Raw genomic sequence first — 16,191 nt, 5'->3', positions numbered from 1 at the left:
TTCACATTCTCATCATTATGAATTAAATTAATGCTTGTATACGAAACTGCCGTTCAAACAATTGTATCAAATTTATGCGTACTAAAGGCTGTTTCATATCTCGTGGTTCCCAAACATGACGCATTAAAAAAAAGCCTGTTAAAATAAAACCATTTATTATGTCACTAAAATCTATAGGACGTATCGTTCTTTGCACAAGAAATTGTGGTAAAGTTAAGAGCTTTTCTTTCCAAGGATGCCCTGCTTCCTCACATACAGCCCTTCCAGATTTTGGCGAAACATAACAAAGACCTTCTTGACAACCTGTTGCAGCACAATGAGATAAATCAAGACCAAAACCAAGTTCTTCAAGAAGCCGCATTTCAAAACGTACAAGCAATTCTGCAATGACAGAGAATTCATCAAAATTCTGCATAAAAAGGTATAACATATCATATAAAATAGGGTGTGGATCACGCTCAGGAAGAAGACGCAAATGAAATGCCATCACCTGCAAAGCGTAAAGTGCTTCTGGTAAAACAATTAATCGTGCTGCATGTAAATCAAGGGCTTCAATCCGAAAAAGTCCTAAATGTTCGTCTAAACGTGCCCACCATTCAGCCTCAACAAAATTTCCAGGTTGCAGAAGAGCTGCCATACGACGCGAACGTCCCCCTTTTACCACCCCCATATAACGGCCATGCTGACGTGTCATAATTTCAAGAATAACACTTGTTTCACCATATTGGCGCGTACTAAGGATAATGGCTTGTTCTTTCCATTTCATTTTATTTTAAAAAATCCAATCCCATTTCACGGTAACGTTCTGGATCGCTATCCCAATTATCACGCACCTTCACAAAAAGAAAAAGATGAACCTTCTGATCCATAATTTTCATTAACTCTTCACGCGCTGTTTGACCAATTGCTTTAATTGTCTCACCTTTTGCGCCTAAGACAATTTTTTTCTGGCTCTCACGTTCTACATAAATTACTTGATTAATTTTTACTGAACCATCTGAACGCTCTTCCCAGTTTTCTGTTTCAACTGTTGAAGAATAAGGGAGTTCATCATGAAGGCGAAGAAAAAGCTTTTCGCGCGTAATTTCAGCAGCAAGATGACGCATGGGCATATCCGAAATTTGATCCTCTGGATAATACCATGGTCCCTCCTGCATCATTGAACTCAACGCATGAAGCAAATCCTTACAACCAGAGCCATTTAAAGCAGAAATCATAAATGTCTGCACAAACTTTACATGTTCATTAACCTTTGCGGTTAATGCTAAAAGAGACTCTTTAGCAACTGTATCAATTTTATTAATGATGAGAATTTTATCTTGTTTAACATTTTTTACGATATCTAACATAGCACAAACATCATCCGAAAGACCACTTTGAACATCAACTAAAACAAGCAAAACATCAGCGCTCTTAGCGCTTCCCCACGCAGCAGACACCATCGCACGTTCTAATCGCTTGTGAGGACGAAAAACACCTGGAGTGTCAATCAACACAATTTGCGTATTATCATGAATAACAATACCACGGATCAAAGTTCGTGTTGTTTGCACCTTGTGAGTTACAATGGAAACCTTTGCTCCAACTAATTGATTAACCAATGTGGATTTACCAGCATTAGGCATGCCAATAAGCACAACAAAACCAGAACGCGTTTTTATAACGTCATCCATGATTGCTCTTTCCCATTGCTTCCCATACTCCCTCTCGTCGTAAAATTTTTTCAGCTGCCATTCTTTCGGCATATCTTTTAGAACTACCCTGCCCAATCTCTGGTGCAAAACCAGAAATGCTTACTTCTACCATAAAAATAGGATCATGATCTGGGCCAGAGCGCTTTACAACCCGATAATGTGGTTGTGCGCTACCTTGTATATGCGCCCATTCCTGTAACTCTGTCTTAGCATCACGTCGATCAGCATCCATTTGTTTTGCCCGACTTTGCCAATATTTTTGAATAAAAGGCCGAACACTCTCCAATCCTCCATCAAGATATATGACAGCAATCAAAGCCTCTACCACATCAGCGTGCATATTGGTGAGACGACGCCCCTCGAAATTTCTCATCTCAAAACCAACATGAATCATTTCAGCCAATCCCATTTCTCGTGCGATCTCAGCACATGTCTGTGCATTCACTAGGCCATTTAGGCGTACCGATAATTCACCTTCACTTGCCTGCGGGAAAAATTGATACAGCATTTCTGCAATCAGAAGCCCCAGTACTCGGTCACCTAGAAATTCTAGCCGCTCGTAGTTCCCCTGTTCTGAATCTTGTACACTAGAATGTGTTAATGCTCTTTTTAATCTCTCTTCATTTTTAAAACGATGCCCGGTTAGCTTTTCAAGCTGATCAATCATTGGACTCTTCATCGTCGATTCCTTGCTTGATAAGCGGCAAATCATGAACAGTATTGATCAAAGAGAATAAACGACTCCAACGCACATCAAATGGCCAGCGCCAAATCTGCCAAGCGCTTGAACCATTCCTAATAGAGAAAAAAATTATTCTTGCCTGACCAATCAGATTCTCCTCTGGTACATAACCTACATCCAAACGACTATCATCTGAATTATCACGGTTATCACCCATCACAAAATAATGCCCATCCGGAACTTCAAAGACTTTTGTATCGTCAACTTGCGGAATAAAGGCTAAATCAAGTGTATCGTAGCTAACACCATTAGGCATCGTCTCGCGATAAACATCAACAGGGTAATTGGTTTCTGTTATATCAAAATTATCAATCTTTCCCATAAAGCGACGTGAAACTGCTTCATCATTAATATAAAGAACGCTTTGACGAACCTGTATACGATCCCCCGGTAGTCCAACAACACGTTTTATATAATCAATATCTGGATTACTCGGTAAACGAAAAACGACAACATCTCCACGACGAGGCTGAGTTGCCCAAATACGTCCCGAAAAAAGAGGAGGCGAAAAAGGCATAGAAAAATGAGAATACCCATATGAATACTTAGAAACAAAAAGATAATCTCCCACCAACAAAGTAGGACGCATAGAACCAGAAGGAATACTGAAAGGCTGAAACAAAAGTGTCCTAATGAGTGCTGCTAAAAACAGAGCTTGTATCAAAACAAAAATGAATTCAAGAATTCCACCTTTTTCTTCCTTTTTACGCACTTTCTCTCTCATTATAAACCACCTTCCATGACGAATATCATTCACTTTTTTATCATAATGTTAAAAAAACAAAAACACAATTTCCTACACTCTTTATCCATGCGGCAGCGCTTCGATAATGACAAATGCCTGCGCCCACGGAAAATCATCTGTTATGCTAAGATGAATGACAGCGTCATAATGAGAAGGCAATAATTTTTGTAATTGAAGTTGCGCACGATCTGTTAGTTTCATGATTGGTTTTCCAGATGGTAAATTGACCACCCCCATGTCTTTCCACCCTACACCACGAGAAATTCCTGTTCCCAAAGCTTTAGCACATGCCTCTTTGGCAGCAAATCTTTTGGCGTAAGAAGAAGATCTTTTTTGAAGATTATCGGATTTTATCTGTTCAATATCGGTAAAAATACGTTGAACAAAATGATCGCCATAACGAACCAACATTCTCTCAATGCGTCTTATATCAATAAGATCATTTCCAAGACCAACAATCATAAAATATTATCCGATTTTTCTTGCCACAATTTTTTTCTTTTTATAATCTTTTGATAGCGCTTTTGCTGAAAACGAACAATTGCTCTGTAAACGCCTATATAAGATAATCCGCCCAAAATAAAACCTAAAAGGCTACCCCCTAAAAACATTGGTTTCATGATTGAGACCCATGCTCCTTTAAAAAGCAGAGATATATTTGTAAATGTCAAACCATTAAACAAGGCGCGAATTTGTGAAAGAGAAATCTCATTAACATCGCTAAAAAGCGATAAGCAAAAATAACCTACTTTGTAATCAGCCATAACAATCAACAAAAATGTCAGTGGATTAGAAAAAATCGTCCCTATGATTGCTGCGGCAAAATTTGCGCGAAAGATCCAAGAAAAAAATACCGCCAAGACAATATGCATCCCAAAAAGAGGGGAACAGGCTAAAAAAATACCAATAGCAAACCCCAGAGCTACTTTATGCGGCGTCGCTGATATACGCAAAATACGTTTACGTATATAAGAAAACGAACGAGAAAATGAACGACGTGGCCATAACAGAAACCGAAGTCGATTAAAAAAATTTGTTGATTCTCTACGACGAAAAAGCATATAATTCTCAATATATATCTTATGACAACAAATAATCCGTATGAAGCAAATTGATTGCTGGATGTTTTTGCACAAAAATAAAAAAATATAAAGGCACTTAAATATTGCGACTTCCGGGCTTAACCGCTGGAAGCATTGCAAGTTCCGCAGGAAGTGCATCGCTTGCGTAAGATTCTACCTCATATTCAGCAAGTGCAACTAATGGAACACCCACATCAACTTGACCACCAGAACGATCAAGAATACATGCACTTGCCACCACTTCCGCTCCTGCAGCAACGAGAGCCTCGATGGTTTCACGGATAGAAAGACCTGTTGTCACAATATCCTCAACAATAACGATCCGTGCGCCCTTCTTGATTTCAAAACGACGCAACTCAAAAACACCGTTTACGCGCTCTACCCATAGAGAAGGAATACCAAGATGACGTGAAGTTTCATACGAAGGAATAAGACCACCAATCGCTGGACCCACTACATAATCAATTTTTCCTTCAACAGATTTTTTGATTTTTTCAGCCAATCCACAGCATAATTTTTCTGTCAAGTCAGCATGCATAAATACTTTGGCTTTCTGCATATAGATAGCGCTATGACGGCCTGAAGTTAAAATAAAATGGCCTTCTAGGATAGCATCTGCTTGCTTAAAAATATCAATAACCTCTTGTGTATTCATTGCAAAATCTTTCTTTTTCATCCATGAACCCGCTTTACTGTACTCACCGAACCAGCCTCTTTTAACTGAGAAAAAATACGATTTAAATGTTTTAAATCCCAAACTTCCAGATCAATCATAATTTCTGTGAAATCTGGTGCTGTCCGAACAAAAGATAAATTTTGAATATTGGCATCATTAGTAGAAATCACTTGAGTAATTTCTGCCAAAGAACCAGGACTATTAACAGCCAAAATATGTATCCGCGCAGGAAAACGCTCACTCATTTGAGCATCGATATCCCAGCGAACATCGATCCATCGTTCTGGCTGATCATCATACGCCATCAAAGCAGAAGACTGTATCGGATAAATAACAATCCCCGCCCCTGGTTGCATAATACCAACGATCCGATCTCCAGGCACGGCCCCTTCTGGAGAAAATCGTACAGGAATATCTCCACCAGTTCCTCGAATAGGCAATGCTTTGGATTGATGTTTCTTCTCTACAGTTTTACCCTTTTCATTTTCTGGAACTTTGAAAATCATTCCTTGAGCATTTTCAATATTAAACCAACCCTCTTCTCTAGGTTTAAAAGAAGATTTTTGAACCACGCGATGATCTTGATAATCAGGATGAACTGCTTTTATTACATCAGCGGAAGGTAACTCACCACGCCCAACAGCAGCTAAAACGTCTTCCACATCTTTGTGTGCTAAACGTGGTAAAACTTGCTTAAGGATATCTTTTGAAAATTGCTTTCCCATATATTCAAACGAACGCTCAAGTATACGATAGCCCAAACCCGAATATTGTTTACGTACAGCTACGCGAGTTGCTTTACGAATCGCGGATCGTGCTTTTCCCGTTACAACAAGAAGTTCCCACGCCGCTGGCGGAATTTGAGCTTGTGAACGTATAATATCAACTTCATCACCGTTTTTTAATTTGGTCATAAGAGGCATAATACGCCCATTAATTTTTACCCCCACACAAGAATTACCAATATCAGTATGGACTGCATAAGCAAAATCGATAGGAGTCGCACCTTTTGGAAAAGCAATCAACCGACCCTGTGGAGTAAAACAAAAAACTTGATCTTGAAAAAGCTCGAGCTTTGTATGTTCTAAAAATTCTTCCGGATTGTCTCCGTCTGATAAGGATTGTATGGTTTGACGCAACCATGCATAAGCATTGGTTTCATTTGATAATTTTGTAGGTGGATAATGAGAACCATGATCTTTGTAAATAGAGTGTGCTGCAACACCATATTCAGCAACTTCATCCATAGCTGCAGTTCTAATCTGCAATTCAACCCGTTGTCTTGAAGGTCCAACAATCGTTGTATGTAGAGAACGATAATCATTCTGCTTTGGTATAGAAATATAATCTTTAAAACGACCAGGAACCATTGGCCATGTCGTATGAATAATTCCAAGAGCACGATAACAATCATTCACTGTTTTAACAATAACGCGAAATCCAAAAATATCGGATAATTGTTCAAAAGAAAGTGCCTTGCTTTCCATTTTACGAAAAACTGAATAAGGCTTTTTCTGACGGCTTTTAACATCTGCTTTAATACCGTTCTCCCAAAAAAGTTTTGTCAATTCATTTTCAATCCTAGAAAGCAAATCACGATTGCGCTTCGATAATTCAGAAAGTCGATGCGTAATTGTACGATAACCTTCTGGATTTAAATAAAAAAAAGAGAGATCCTCTAATTCCTCACGCATATCCTGCATACCCATACGACCTGCAAGTGGCGCATAAATATCCATGGTCTCCTCAGCAATTCGCCGCCACTTATCATCACGCATAACACCAAGAGTGCGCATATTATGAAGACGATCAGCAAGCTTAACTAATAAGACACGGACATCATCAGAAATAGCTATAAGAAGTTTACGAAGATTTTCTGCTTGTACTGCCTTTTTGGATACTAGATCAAGCTTATTAAGCTTTGTAAGCCCTTCAACCAACTTACCAATTTCAGATCCAAAAAGCTGATCAATTTCTGCTCGTGTAGCGCTCGTATCTTCAATCGTATCATGCAGAAGAGCAACAGCAATCGTTGCTTCATCCAACCGCATATCTGTCAAAATAGCGGCGACTTCTAAAGGATGAGAAAAATAGAGGTCACCTGAAGCACGCTTCTGATAACCATGTTTTTGTAGCGCGTAATCGTAGGCTTTATTTAATAGCGCCTCATCTACGTCAGACTTGTAACGTTGAACACGCCTAACAAGCTCACACTGACGCATCATACGAGTATATCCTTTATCTTTTCACAACCTAACCCTTAATTGAATAGAAACACTTCATCAATAAAAACAAGAAAAATGATCACTATCCCACAATAACATATTCCCCTTGCTGCAATAGAAATTGCTGCAATTAATAATCATCACTTTTCTCTGGAACAACCAAACCCTCTATACCTGCTAAAAGCTCTTCTTCCGACATATTGTCGAATGAACCGCCTTCCTCTTCCAATGATGTACTAAAAACAGTTTCAGTTTCACCTGAATGTGAAGTTAATTCTCTCGCCATTTCTGGCTCATCTACTTCCACGTGCTTCTGCAATGAATGAATAAGATCTTCTTTCAAATCAGCCGGAGACAATCTCTCTTCTGCTATTTCACGCAGAGCAACAACCGGATTTTTATCATTATCACGATCAACCGTAATCTGCGCACCCTGTGAAATCTGACGCGCTCGATGCCCTGCTAAAAGCACCAACTCAAAGCGGTTATCGACTTTATCAATACAATCTTCTACCGTTACGCGGGCCATTTATGCCTCTTTCTTACAGATTAAAAACTTCTTCAGAAGTATATACAATAACCAAAATAAAACACAAGAAAAACAATGCAAGTTATCATATTTTTTATCTAAAGAACCTATTTTAATAAATCTTGGAAGTTTATCAAAAACGCATAATCTATTAAAATCAGTTATCAATGCTGCCATAAAATAAAAGATTCCAAAAGCAACCGATTCAAACAAATAAAATACACTTATCTGATAAAACGCTTTTCTCCTTTAAGGGAGATTCATTCTTAAAAGCTTACAACTATTCAAATTTATTCAAAATCTTTTTTAATAACAATAACCTCATGTATAATGTTTATCCATGTATAATTTTTATAATGAATGTATTCATTATAAAATAAATGGAAATTTTATCCCATTAAATAACATATTTCTTATTCCCTTATTTCTCGAATCAAATACTGTAGGATTTCATTTTCTGCAAAATAATTGGCGACAATTTTATGTTAAATTATGTTATAAAATAACTCATTTGTATTCATTATGGTTGTCTATAAAGATATAATCCACCATACACTTCATACAAAACAACCTAATTTTTATAAAAAGTGATGAATGCCTCCCCATGAATAGCCAATTAACTTCGCTGTGCCCAGAACCACCACAAAATTGCAATTTATGTCCTCGCTTACACGATTTCATTTCCGACTGGCGTGTGAAAGAGCCAAGCTGGCACAATGCACCGGTGCGCCCTTTCTTTCCCTATAAAGGTGCTGCTACAACCCGTCTTCTCATTGTTGGTCTTGCTCCTGGATTACGTGGAGCAAATCGTACTGGACGCCCGTTCACTGGTGATTACGCTGGGCATTTACTTTACTCCACTTTAAAAAAATTTGGTTTTGCTCAAGGCACCTTTGAAGAAAGAGCAGATGATAATCTTGAATTGATTGATGCAGCAATTGTTAACTCAGTTCGTTGTGTTCCGCCGGAAAATAAACCGACTGGTCTAGAAATCAACACTTGTCGATCTTTCTTTTCACCCCTTTTAACAAACCTTCCAAAACTTAAGGCAGTTATCACCTTGGGGACTATTGCACACCACTCAACACTACGCGCTCTCAACGCAAAAATTCCAGCCCATCCTTTTGGACACGGAGCAATAAATAACGTCGGAAAATTACGCATCTTTTCAAGCTATCACTGCTCACGATACAATACAAATACTGGCCGTCTAACAGATGCTATGTTTCATCAGATTTTTGAAGCAGCAAAAGCATACCTAGATCAGTGCTAAAATTTCTTTAGCTTCTCTACCAATAAAGATATATTAATCGTTCCTGCTATCCATATCTTTTTAAAAGTCTTGCTTTTTCACGACCCCAATCACGTTTCTTTTCCGTCTCGCGTTTGTCATGAAGCTTTTTCCCACGTGCAAGAGCAATTTCCAATTTAGCACGCCCTCTTTCGTTAAAATAAAGTTTAAGAGGAACAAGGGTCATCCCTTCACGAGAAGTGGCGTTAAAAAAACGTGCCATTTCACGTTTTGAAATTAATAATTTACGTAAACGACGTGGCTCATGATTAAAACGATTAGCTTGCGTATATTCAGGAATATAGCTATTCACTAACCACAATTCCCCATTTTCAAAGCTAGCATAACTTTCAGCAATATTTGCATGATTAGAACGCAAAGACTTGACTTCTGCTCCTTGAAGGACCAGACCAGCCTCAAGATTATCTAGAATTTCATAATTAAAACGGGCTTTACGATTGTCAGCAATTATTTTTCGTATTGGCGCGTTCTTTTTCTTATTCATAACTTTGTTCAATATTATAGCTTTATTATTATTCTTTAAGGAGACCAGCATGACGTAAAGCTGCATCGATAGTTTTCTTTGTAGTCTCCGCTAACGGAACAATCGGTGAACGAACCCTTTCACTACAAAGCCCTAATTTTGCAGCAGCATATTTAATACCTGCAGGACTTGGTTCAATAAATAATGCACGATTGAGAGGCATCAAACGATCATTTAATTCGAGCGCCGTCTTATAATCACCACGCAAGCAAGCAGCATGAAGCTCTGTACAAAGTTTTGGGGCAACATTGGATGAAACAGAAATACATCCTACACCTCCGTGCGCATTAAAACCTACTGCTGTGCAATCATCACCGGAAAGCTGCACAAAACCCTTGCCACACTTCTCCCGCTGTTCACTAGCACGCTCAATTTTGCCTGTTGCATCCTTCACACCAATGATATTTTTAAAATCTTGGCAAAGGTCTTTCATTGTTTCCACAGTCATATCAATAACAGAACGACCAGGAATATTATAAATTATAATGGGTATAGAAATAGCTTTCGCAATAGAAGAAAAGTGCGTGTATAAACCAAACTGATTAGGCCTGTTATAATAGGGAGTAACCACCAAAACTGCATCTGCACCAGCTTTTTGCGCGTGTTGTGCAAGTTCTACAGCCTCACTTGTACTATTTGATCCCGCTCCAGCAATAACAGGAACGCGATTAGCAACCTGCTCAATGCATAATTCTATAACCCTCTTATGTTCTTCATGGCTTAAAGTTGCTGACTCACCCGTTGTCCCTACAGGGCTTACACCATTAATGCCTTGTGCAACTTGCCACTCAACAAAATTGCAAAATGTTGTCTCATCAACAGCACCCTTATCATCAAACGGTGTGATAAGTGCTGTCACAGCTCCCTTGAGCATAGTAAACTCCCTAATAATATTTTCTTTTTATGTCCTTTATAGATCACCACTAATAGAGCATAATCTTGCTCTATCATTGAAGCAAGATGAATTTCTAGCTCTTATAAAATTTAGCATGTATCTTTTTTACTTCTAAAGATTTCTACATTAACCAGTTTTTTATGCTTCTGTTTTAGAAATTTTGAGTATTTCTAAAAAATAAAGTCTCAAGGCTTTTTCTCTATGCGCGTATCTTCTTACTCCCTTTTTTTACAAACTTCTATTGCACTTATACTGGCAACAACGATTTCATTTTCAAGTGCATATGCACAAACATCGCTTTTGCACAAAACAGTTCCCATCCCCTTGGCTCGCCCTACCTCCCTTGTGATAAAAGAAGAAAGCGCCTCCCCCCTGAGAGAGTTCTCTAATATAACTCATAGCACTCCTACCTTCAAACAACTTAAAGCTGGGCTAGATGCCCTTTCAAACAACGATATTGCAACCACAATAAAGCTTCGCAATTCAATGGAGAAGAACAGCCTTGATCGCCACATCCTGACATGGGCAATCGGTATATCCAGCCAAGCGAATATATCAAGCTCTGAAATATTTCATGCAATAAATACGTTAAAAGGATGGCCAAGTCTCATCACTATGCAACGCAATGCAGAACGTGCTTTTATCAATGAAACCAATTTAGCACAGGTGATCATTCAAAAATTCTCTCATCACCCTCCCCTAACGGCGCAAGGTATGGCTATATTCGCTAAAGCACTTATTGCAACTGGACAAACAGCTCGTGCTCGACAAACCATCGCACCGTGGTGGTATAAAACAAAGCTCAATGCAAAAGAAGAAGAGCTTGTTCTTAAAAATGCAAGTGCTGCATTAAAACCTATCGATCATCTAAAACGTATGCAATTTATGCTTTATGCGTCTCGTTTTGATTCAGCTGAGCGTGTTGCAAAATTAGCAAATGCTCAATCTTTATATCATGCTTTTACCGCTGTCGAAAAAAATGATCCTAAAGCCGCACAAAAATTACGTGCTGTAAAACGATCATGGCAAAAGGATCCTCTCTTACAATTCGCTCAAATTCGACATCTTCGACGAACCGGACAATATAGCGCAGCTGCAACACTCATGATGCAAACACCACGAGAAACATTACGTCTTATGGAACCTCACTCTTTATGGACAGAACGGCGTGCCCTTTCTCGTGAAATGCTCGATTTAAACAAACCTAAAATTGCTTACCAACTCGTTGCAACATATACTGAAATGATCTCTTCATTAGCAGTCGATGCTGAATTCCATGCAGGGTGGTATGCGTTACGGTTTCTTCAAAACCCCAAATTGGCAATGCACCATTTTTCGCGTATTCTCCAATTATCTTCTACGCCTCTTTCTGTATCCCGAGGATATTATTGGATGGGAAGAGCAGCAGAAAATCTAGAGGAACATAACAATGCCCAAAATTATTTTCATAATGCAGCTCGTTTTGGTACAACGTATTATGGTCAATTAGCAGCTTCACGACTTCATCAAAAAAAACTTGATGTCTCTTTCCCAAAACCAACCACCACCGAGAGACAACGTTTCAGCACACGAGAAGCTATTAAAGTTATTCAGCGCCTAGAATCCGCTGGTTACGCTGATTTTGCTAAATTTTTTTATAGAGAACTCGGAAAAAAAATAGATAACCCTGGTGAATTAGCTCTTCTGGCTGTTATGGCAGAAAAAAATGGTGATTATTATACCAGCCTTAAAATCGGCAAAACTGCTGTTTTCCAAGGTAAAAATGTTGGCGCACTTTCCCATCCACTCGGTGCTATACCGTCCTCTGCTAACATTCCTGTAGCAAAAAAAGCACTCATCTATGCAATTGCACGCCAAGAAAGTGAATTTAATCCAACAGCTATATCAAAGGCAGGCGCACAAGGGATACTCCAATTACTCCCTACAACAGCAAAAACGCTTGCAAAAAAATATTCAATCACATGGTCACCCAAAAGACTTAGCAGTGATGCCAGCTATAATGCAACATTAGGTACCTATTTTCTAAGCGAGCAATTGGAACGTTTTAACGGATCTTATATATTAACTCTTATTGGTTACAATGCAGGCCCCCGTCGTGTCTATGAATGGATCAAACGTTATGGTGATCCTCGAGGGCAACCTCTCGATAAAGTTATCGACTGGATTGAACGTATCCCCTATACAGAAACACGTAATTACGTGATGCGTGTTATGGAAAATTATGAGGTTTACAAAGCAAGACTCACAGGGGAAGCAGATATAAAAGTTGACCTTCTTTCCGGACAATGAAAATAGTATATCTTTAACTCACTCTAGGAGTAATTCATGCTGTTTTCTCAACCCACAAACCACAACATCATAGAAATGATCAACATAAGCTATGAGAAAATGAAACTGCTCTCCGTAAAAATCAGCTAAATATTAAGGATACTCTGATAATTTTGTTCACTTTTGATGCTGGGGGGGGAGGAAAAGAACCTACATGTTGAAGTGCTGCCATAGCTAACCGATCAAGTTCTGGATCGCCAGAAGAAACAACAACACGGCTAGAAAAAATACTTCCCTGTTCATGCACTCTAAATTCTAACTTTACCGTTCCTGTTGCACGACTGATACGCTGTCCCACTACATATTTTTTTTGCATTTCTAATTGTGACTGTACCTTTGCCAACCATTCTATTAACAATGCATCTTCACGCGCTGCCCTATCTCCACCCTGACTAGAAATAGACGAACGTATTGATTTTATATTAGAATGTTTTACTATAGGCTTTAACATCGGTACCAGTTTTTTGGCAGGTACTTTGTGCTCTATTTTTTGAGGAAAAGGTTCTTCCAAAGACTTAAGAACCGAAAAATCATCTTTTTCTACATGCTGCTGAAGCTCTTCTGCTTGAACTTCATCCCCTGATTCCAACACCTCTGTCTCCTGTTCTATAAAATCAGGCTGCATCATTTCCGGCTCTGTACTAACGTCCAACAAATCTGTATCGATATCCGGATAGGTAGTCTCTTGTACAAAAGTTAGCATAACCCCCGGTGAAAGCATAGCATTGCTTATACCTGTGTTTCGAAAATAAAACTGTGCTCCCAACATTATATGCAAAGAAAAAGCACACATAAACGCACAAATCCAAAGAGTTAATAACTGCCTCGTATTCGCAAAATTCATAGTTTTTTCCGCCGCTATTTTAAACCTATATTGATATTAAACTGCATTAAAACAAGCTCTTTAAGAATTGCAACTTTTTTCTTGACTGATTTTATCATGTTTAATATGTTTTCTCTGTGGTTTTACGCTGAAGTTAAACCGCTTTTGCTCAGCTGGCTAGCTTGTTGTCAGAAGAGTGGGTGTTTTTTATGTAAAGTTTTAGAGAGGGGATTTTAAAAGAAAAGGTTATAATGTGTTATGCGAATAAGACGAGAGAATATCCATAAAAGCTGCGTGATTTTAAGCGCATTATCGGTCTGTATACCTTCATTGGTTTTTGCGCAAAGCAGCGACAACAATAGTGTAACTGAGCTAAAACCAATTGTTATTAAAGGAAAAAAAATAGAAGAACGTTCAGATTCAGTAACCATTCTCACTAGTCGTAAAACCTCTGAGGATATTCATGCGAAACAAATAAATGATGCCCATGATGTTAGTCGTCTTAATCCGTCTGTGACCTACAACACAAGCAATAGCAGTTTTGTGCTTCGTGGTTTAGATGCAAATCGTGTTCTCACAACAATGGACGGAATTGTCATTCCATGGTTTTCAGATATAGTGCGTGGAAATAGTGGAAATACAACTTTTGACTTTGGAGCACTTTCTACGCTCGATATTATTCAAGGGTCGGATTCTAGTCTTTATGGATCCGGTGCACTAGGAGGAGTTATTGCTTTGCGGACCCTTAATCCTGAAGACCTCATTACTGGAGGAAAGAATTGGGGTAGTCTTATAAAAAGCGGTTACCATTCTGTTGATAACAGTTGGCGTGTAACTCAAGCTTTTGCTATACAGAATTATAATACATTTTTGCTTTTCCAAGGATCTTATGTAGAAGGACATGAGCGTAAAAATATGGGAACTGTAGAAGGGTATGGAGAACGTACGCGCAAAAACCCTGCTCATTATGATAGAAATAATTTGCTCTTTAAGATTCATCAATATTTTAATGACAATCATCGTCTTGGCTTTGCAGCAGAGCGTTTTGGTTCTAGTAAAAACACGCATGTATTGAATGCCTCTACCAGATATGCCCTAGGTTCCGTTTATGAGGAAGATCATAGACAGCGTGAACGCCTATCTCTTTCTTATGATTATAATGGTGACGGTGATGCATTTTTAAATGCATTTCATGGACAAATTTATTGGCAAAGACAGTCGAATAACAATGTTATGAGTGGTTTTCGTGTCCGAGCACCAGAAGGAGACTATTTAAGAGATAATTTAGTACGTAATAGCAATTATGGTTTAAATGCTCATGTTCTCAAAACGGTCGATATTGGCTCTGGAACCCACACATTAAAGTTTGCTACCAATGTTTTGTCATCCGAATTTCATCATTATATGTTAGGTAAAGACAATTGTCATTTGAAAGAAAATGCACAAGGATGTGCTTTCTTGCCTGCTAATAGATCAGAATCGCCAGATACAAAAAGTTACAATTTTGGACTTGTCTTTGAAGATGAAATTGCTTTGGTTAATAACCACTTTCGTGTAACACCTGGAGTTCGTTATGATTGGTACAAACATAGCCCTCAAAAAACTCCTTCTTATGAGAAAGCATTAGGTTCTAGCGAATATCCTGCAGAAAGAACTGGTTCACGTTTTTCTCCTAAGCTACGTATGGAATGGGATGTTCGTGATCAAGTGACACTCTATACTCAGTGGGCACAAGCTTTTCGTGCGCCAGGAGTTTCAGAACTCTACCTTTCTTACACTAAGCCTTCTCTTTATTATGTGAAGGGAAATCCTGATCTTCTGCCAGAAATCAGCAATGGGTATGATGTCGGTATACGATATGGAAATGGAAATTTTGGTGGTTCTCTTAGTGCCTTTTCCAATCGATATAAAAATTTTATAGATACTATAGATAAGGGCCCATCAGGAGAATTTAGATTTGCACGTCGGCATTATATAAATCGTTCACGTGTGCGTATTTCCGGCGTTGAAGCAAAGATGCATTTTGCTCTTTATAGTGGAATCCATAGCAATCTTGCTCTTTCCTATTCTCAAGGAAAAGATCTTGATAACAATGAATATCTTAACTCAATTCCAGCTTTGAAAGCGATTATCGGTTTAGGATACGCTCAAAAGTCTTGGGGAACAGATGTTGTGCTTACATTGGCAGCTAAACGTGACAAAGTTGCTAAAAAATCTGATTACCAAAAAAATCCAGGATATAAAGTTGTCGATATGTCAGGCTGGTGGAAACCATTTGGTGAAAAGGGACCGGTTATAAGAGCTGGTATCTATAACCTTTTTAATGAAAAATATTGGAATGTATCAGATCTTCCTTCCAGTAAAAGTACAACACCAAAGGATTATTACAGCCAACCTGGTCGTAACTTTAAAGTGTCGTTTGTGCAAAAGTTTTAATTTCTTCTGCTTAATGACTTAGACCAATAGAAAATTGTATAATAAAAGGATAAATTTTTGTATCTCTGTTCTCTTCGTTCTTTGAATCATAAAGACTTAAAAGGAGAACTTTATCTATCGGTTTTTGGTTGTTTCGCTGTTAATAATAAGGGCTCATTTAATAATCGGTTGAACCACTCAT

15 protein-coding genes are annotated in these 16,191 nt (G+C 38.5%); 3 read left to right on the top strand and 12 right to left on the bottom strand.

All coding sequences use genetic code 11. The annotated features are described in order from the left end of the window. Positions 1 to 22 precede the first annotated feature (22 nt). The 9 genes from recO to rpoZ all read right to left on the bottom strand — a co-directional run bounded on the left by recO (position 23) and on the right by rpoZ (position 7,693). Positions 23 to 766, bottom strand: a complete 744-nt coding sequence (gene recO, locus ABID39_RS04380) for a DNA repair protein RecO (RefSeq protein ID WP_354186421.1) — start codon at positions 764 to 766, stop codon at positions 23 to 25. 1 nt (position 767) lies between these two features. After that, positions 768 to 1,673, bottom strand: coding sequence for a GTPase Era (era, locus tag ABID39_RS04375; RefSeq protein WP_354186419.1), 906 nt, complete (start codon positions 1,671 to 1,673; stop codon positions 768 to 770). After that, complete coding sequence (rnc, locus tag ABID39_RS04370; RefSeq protein ID WP_354186417.1) at positions 1,666 to 2,373, bottom strand: ribonuclease III; 708 nt, start codon at positions 2,371 to 2,373, stop codon at positions 1,666 to 1,668. Before rnc ends, era begins: the two co-directional genes overlap by 8 nt. Then, entirely contained in the window at positions 2,354 to 3,160 is an 807-nt protein-coding gene (gene lepB / locus ABID39_RS04365) for a signal peptidase I (protein WP_354186415.1), read from the bottom strand. The genes rnc and lepB overlap by 20 nt, the downstream gene beginning before the upstream one ends. Before the next feature lie 81 nt (positions 3,161 to 3,241). After that, a complete protein-coding gene (gene acpS / locus ABID39_RS04360) occupies positions 3,242 to 3,643 on the bottom strand; it encodes a holo-ACP synthase (RefSeq protein WP_354186413.1) in 402 nt (133 codons plus the stop codon). Continuing rightward, complete coding sequence (locus ABID39_RS04355) at positions 3,640 to 4,242, bottom strand: DUF2062 domain-containing protein (RefSeq protein ID WP_354186411.1); 603 nt, start codon at positions 4,240 to 4,242, stop codon at positions 3,640 to 3,642. Before ABID39_RS04355 ends, acpS begins: the two co-directional genes overlap by 4 nt. A 97-nt stretch (positions 4,243 to 4,339) precedes the next feature. Then, positions 4,340 to 4,918 (bottom strand): orotate phosphoribosyltransferase, encoded by a 579-nt coding sequence (gene pyrE / locus ABID39_RS04350; RefSeq protein ID WP_354186497.1) that lies wholly within the window; start codon positions 4,916 to 4,918, stop codon positions 4,340 to 4,342. Between the two features lie 17 nt (positions 4,919 to 4,935). Continuing rightward, entirely contained in the window at positions 4,936 to 7,164 is a 2,229-nt protein-coding gene (locus ABID39_RS04345) for a RelA/SpoT family protein (RefSeq protein ID WP_354186409.1), read from the bottom strand. A 130-nt stretch (positions 7,165 to 7,294) separates the two neighbouring features. Beyond that, a complete protein-coding gene (gene rpoZ, locus ABID39_RS04340; protein WP_354186407.1) occupies positions 7,295 to 7,693 on the bottom strand; it encodes a DNA-directed RNA polymerase subunit omega in 399 nt (132 codons plus the stop codon). Positions 7,694 to 8,297: 604 nt separating this feature from the next. Here rpoZ and ABID39_RS04335 point away from each other — a divergent pair. Next, the gene (locus ABID39_RS04335) at positions 8,298 to 8,966 is read left to right on the top strand and encodes a uracil-DNA glycosylase (protein WP_354186405.1); all 669 of its coding nucleotides are present in this window, start codon (positions 8,298 to 8,300) and stop codon (positions 8,964 to 8,966) included. A gap of 46 nt (positions 8,967 to 9,012) precedes the next feature. On the opposite strand, the gene smpB is transcribed toward ABID39_RS04335, so the two are convergent. Both smpB and dapA read right to left on the bottom strand, forming a co-directional pair. Next, positions 9,013 to 9,489, bottom strand: a complete 477-nt coding sequence (smpB, locus tag ABID39_RS04330) for an SsrA-binding protein SmpB (protein ID WP_354186403.1) — start codon at positions 9,487 to 9,489, stop codon at positions 9,013 to 9,015. A gap of 28 nt (positions 9,490 to 9,517) precedes the next feature. Then, positions 9,518 to 10,402: a 4-hydroxy-tetrahydrodipicolinate synthase gene (gene dapA / locus ABID39_RS04325; protein WP_354186401.1), complete on the bottom strand. Its 885-nt coding sequence runs from the start codon at positions 10,400 to 10,402 to the stop codon at positions 9,518 to 9,520. 222 nt (positions 10,403 to 10,624) lie between these two features. Here dapA and ABID39_RS04320 point away from each other — a divergent pair, with 222 nt between their 5' ends. Further along, a complete protein-coding gene (locus tag ABID39_RS04320) occupies positions 10,625 to 12,712 on the top strand; it encodes a lytic transglycosylase domain-containing protein (RefSeq protein WP_354186399.1) in 2,088 nt (695 codons plus the stop codon). Positions 12,713 to 12,833: 121 nt separating this feature from the next. On the opposite strand, the gene ABID39_RS04315 is transcribed toward ABID39_RS04320, so the two are convergent. Beyond that, positions 12,834 to 13,595: an energy transducer TonB family protein gene (locus ABID39_RS04315; RefSeq protein ID WP_354186397.1), complete on the bottom strand. Its 762-nt coding sequence runs from the start codon at positions 13,593 to 13,595 to the stop codon at positions 12,834 to 12,836. 237 nt (positions 13,596 to 13,832) lie between these two features. Between ABID39_RS04315 and ABID39_RS04310 the strand changes: the two genes are divergently transcribed. Continuing rightward, positions 13,833 to 16,010 carry a TonB-dependent hemoglobin/transferrin/lactoferrin family receptor gene (locus tag ABID39_RS04310; RefSeq protein WP_354186395.1) on the top strand — a complete coding sequence of 726 codons (2,178 nt, stop codon included), beginning with the start codon at positions 13,833 to 13,835 and terminating at the stop codon, positions 16,008 to 16,010. Positions 16,011 to 16,191 lie beyond the last annotated feature (181 nt).

Origin of the sequence: Bartonella japonica, assembly GCF_040545385.1 — a bacterium.
GTDB lineage: Bacteria > Pseudomonadota > Alphaproteobacteria > Rhizobiales > Rhizobiaceae > Bartonella > Bartonella japonica.
The sequence above is the reverse complement of the archived record's forward strand: the minus strand, read 5'-3'. Positions and strand labels throughout refer to the sequence as shown.

What these genes read in the sequence shown, in the direction of transcription:
- recO (WP_354186421.1), bottom strand. Translation starts at nt 766, where the DNA reads ATGAAATGGAAAGAACAAGCCATTATCCTTAGTACGCGCCAATATGGT.
- era (WP_354186419.1), bottom strand. Translation starts at nt 1,673, where the DNA reads ATGGATGACGTTATAAAAACGCGTTCTGGTTTTGTTGTGCTTATTGGC.
- rnc (WP_354186417.1), bottom strand. Translation starts at nt 2,373, where the DNA reads ATGAAGAGTCCAATGATTGATCAGCTTGAAAAGCTAACCGGGCATCGT.
- lepB (WP_354186415.1), bottom strand. Translation starts at nt 3,160, where the DNA reads ATGAGAGAGAAAGTGCGTAAAAAGGAAGAAAAAGGTGGAATTCTTGAA.
- acpS (WP_354186413.1), bottom strand. Translation starts at nt 3,643, where the DNA reads ATGATTGTTGGTCTTGGAAATGATCTTATTGATATAAGACGCATTGAG.
- ABID39_RS04355 (WP_354186411.1), bottom strand. Translation starts at nt 4,242, where the DNA reads ATGCTTTTTCGTCGTAGAGAATCAACAAATTTTTTTAATCGACTTCGG.
- pyrE (WP_354186497.1), bottom strand. Translation starts at nt 4,918, where the DNA reads ATGAATACACAAGAGGTTATTGATATTTTTAAGCAAGCAGATGCTATC.
- ABID39_RS04345 (WP_354186409.1), bottom strand. Translation starts at nt 7,164, where the DNA reads ATGATGCGTCAGTGTGAGCTTGTTAGGCGTGTTCAACGTTACAAGTCT.
- rpoZ (WP_354186407.1), bottom strand. Translation starts at nt 7,693, where the DNA reads ATGGCCCGCGTAACGGTAGAAGATTGTATTGATAAAGTCGATAACCGC.
- ABID39_RS04335 (WP_354186405.1), top strand. Translation starts at nt 8,298, where the DNA reads ATGAATAGCCAATTAACTTCGCTGTGCCCAGAACCACCACAAAATTGC.
- smpB (WP_354186403.1), bottom strand. Translation starts at nt 9,489, where the DNA reads ATGAATAAGAAAAAGAACGCGCCAATACGAAAAATAATTGCTGACAAT.
- dapA (WP_354186401.1), bottom strand. Translation starts at nt 10,402, where the DNA reads ATGCTCAAGGGAGCTGTGACAGCACTTATCACACCGTTTGATGATAAG.
- ABID39_RS04320 (WP_354186399.1), top strand. Translation starts at nt 10,625, where the DNA reads ATGCGCGTATCTTCTTACTCCCTTTTTTTACAAACTTCTATTGCACTT.
- ABID39_RS04315 (WP_354186397.1), bottom strand. Translation starts at nt 13,595, where the DNA reads ATGAATTTTGCGAATACGAGGCAGTTATTAACTCTTTGGATTTGTGCG.
- ABID39_RS04310 (WP_354186395.1), top strand. Translation starts at nt 13,833, where the DNA reads ATGCGAATAAGACGAGAGAATATCCATAAAAGCTGCGTGATTTTAAGC.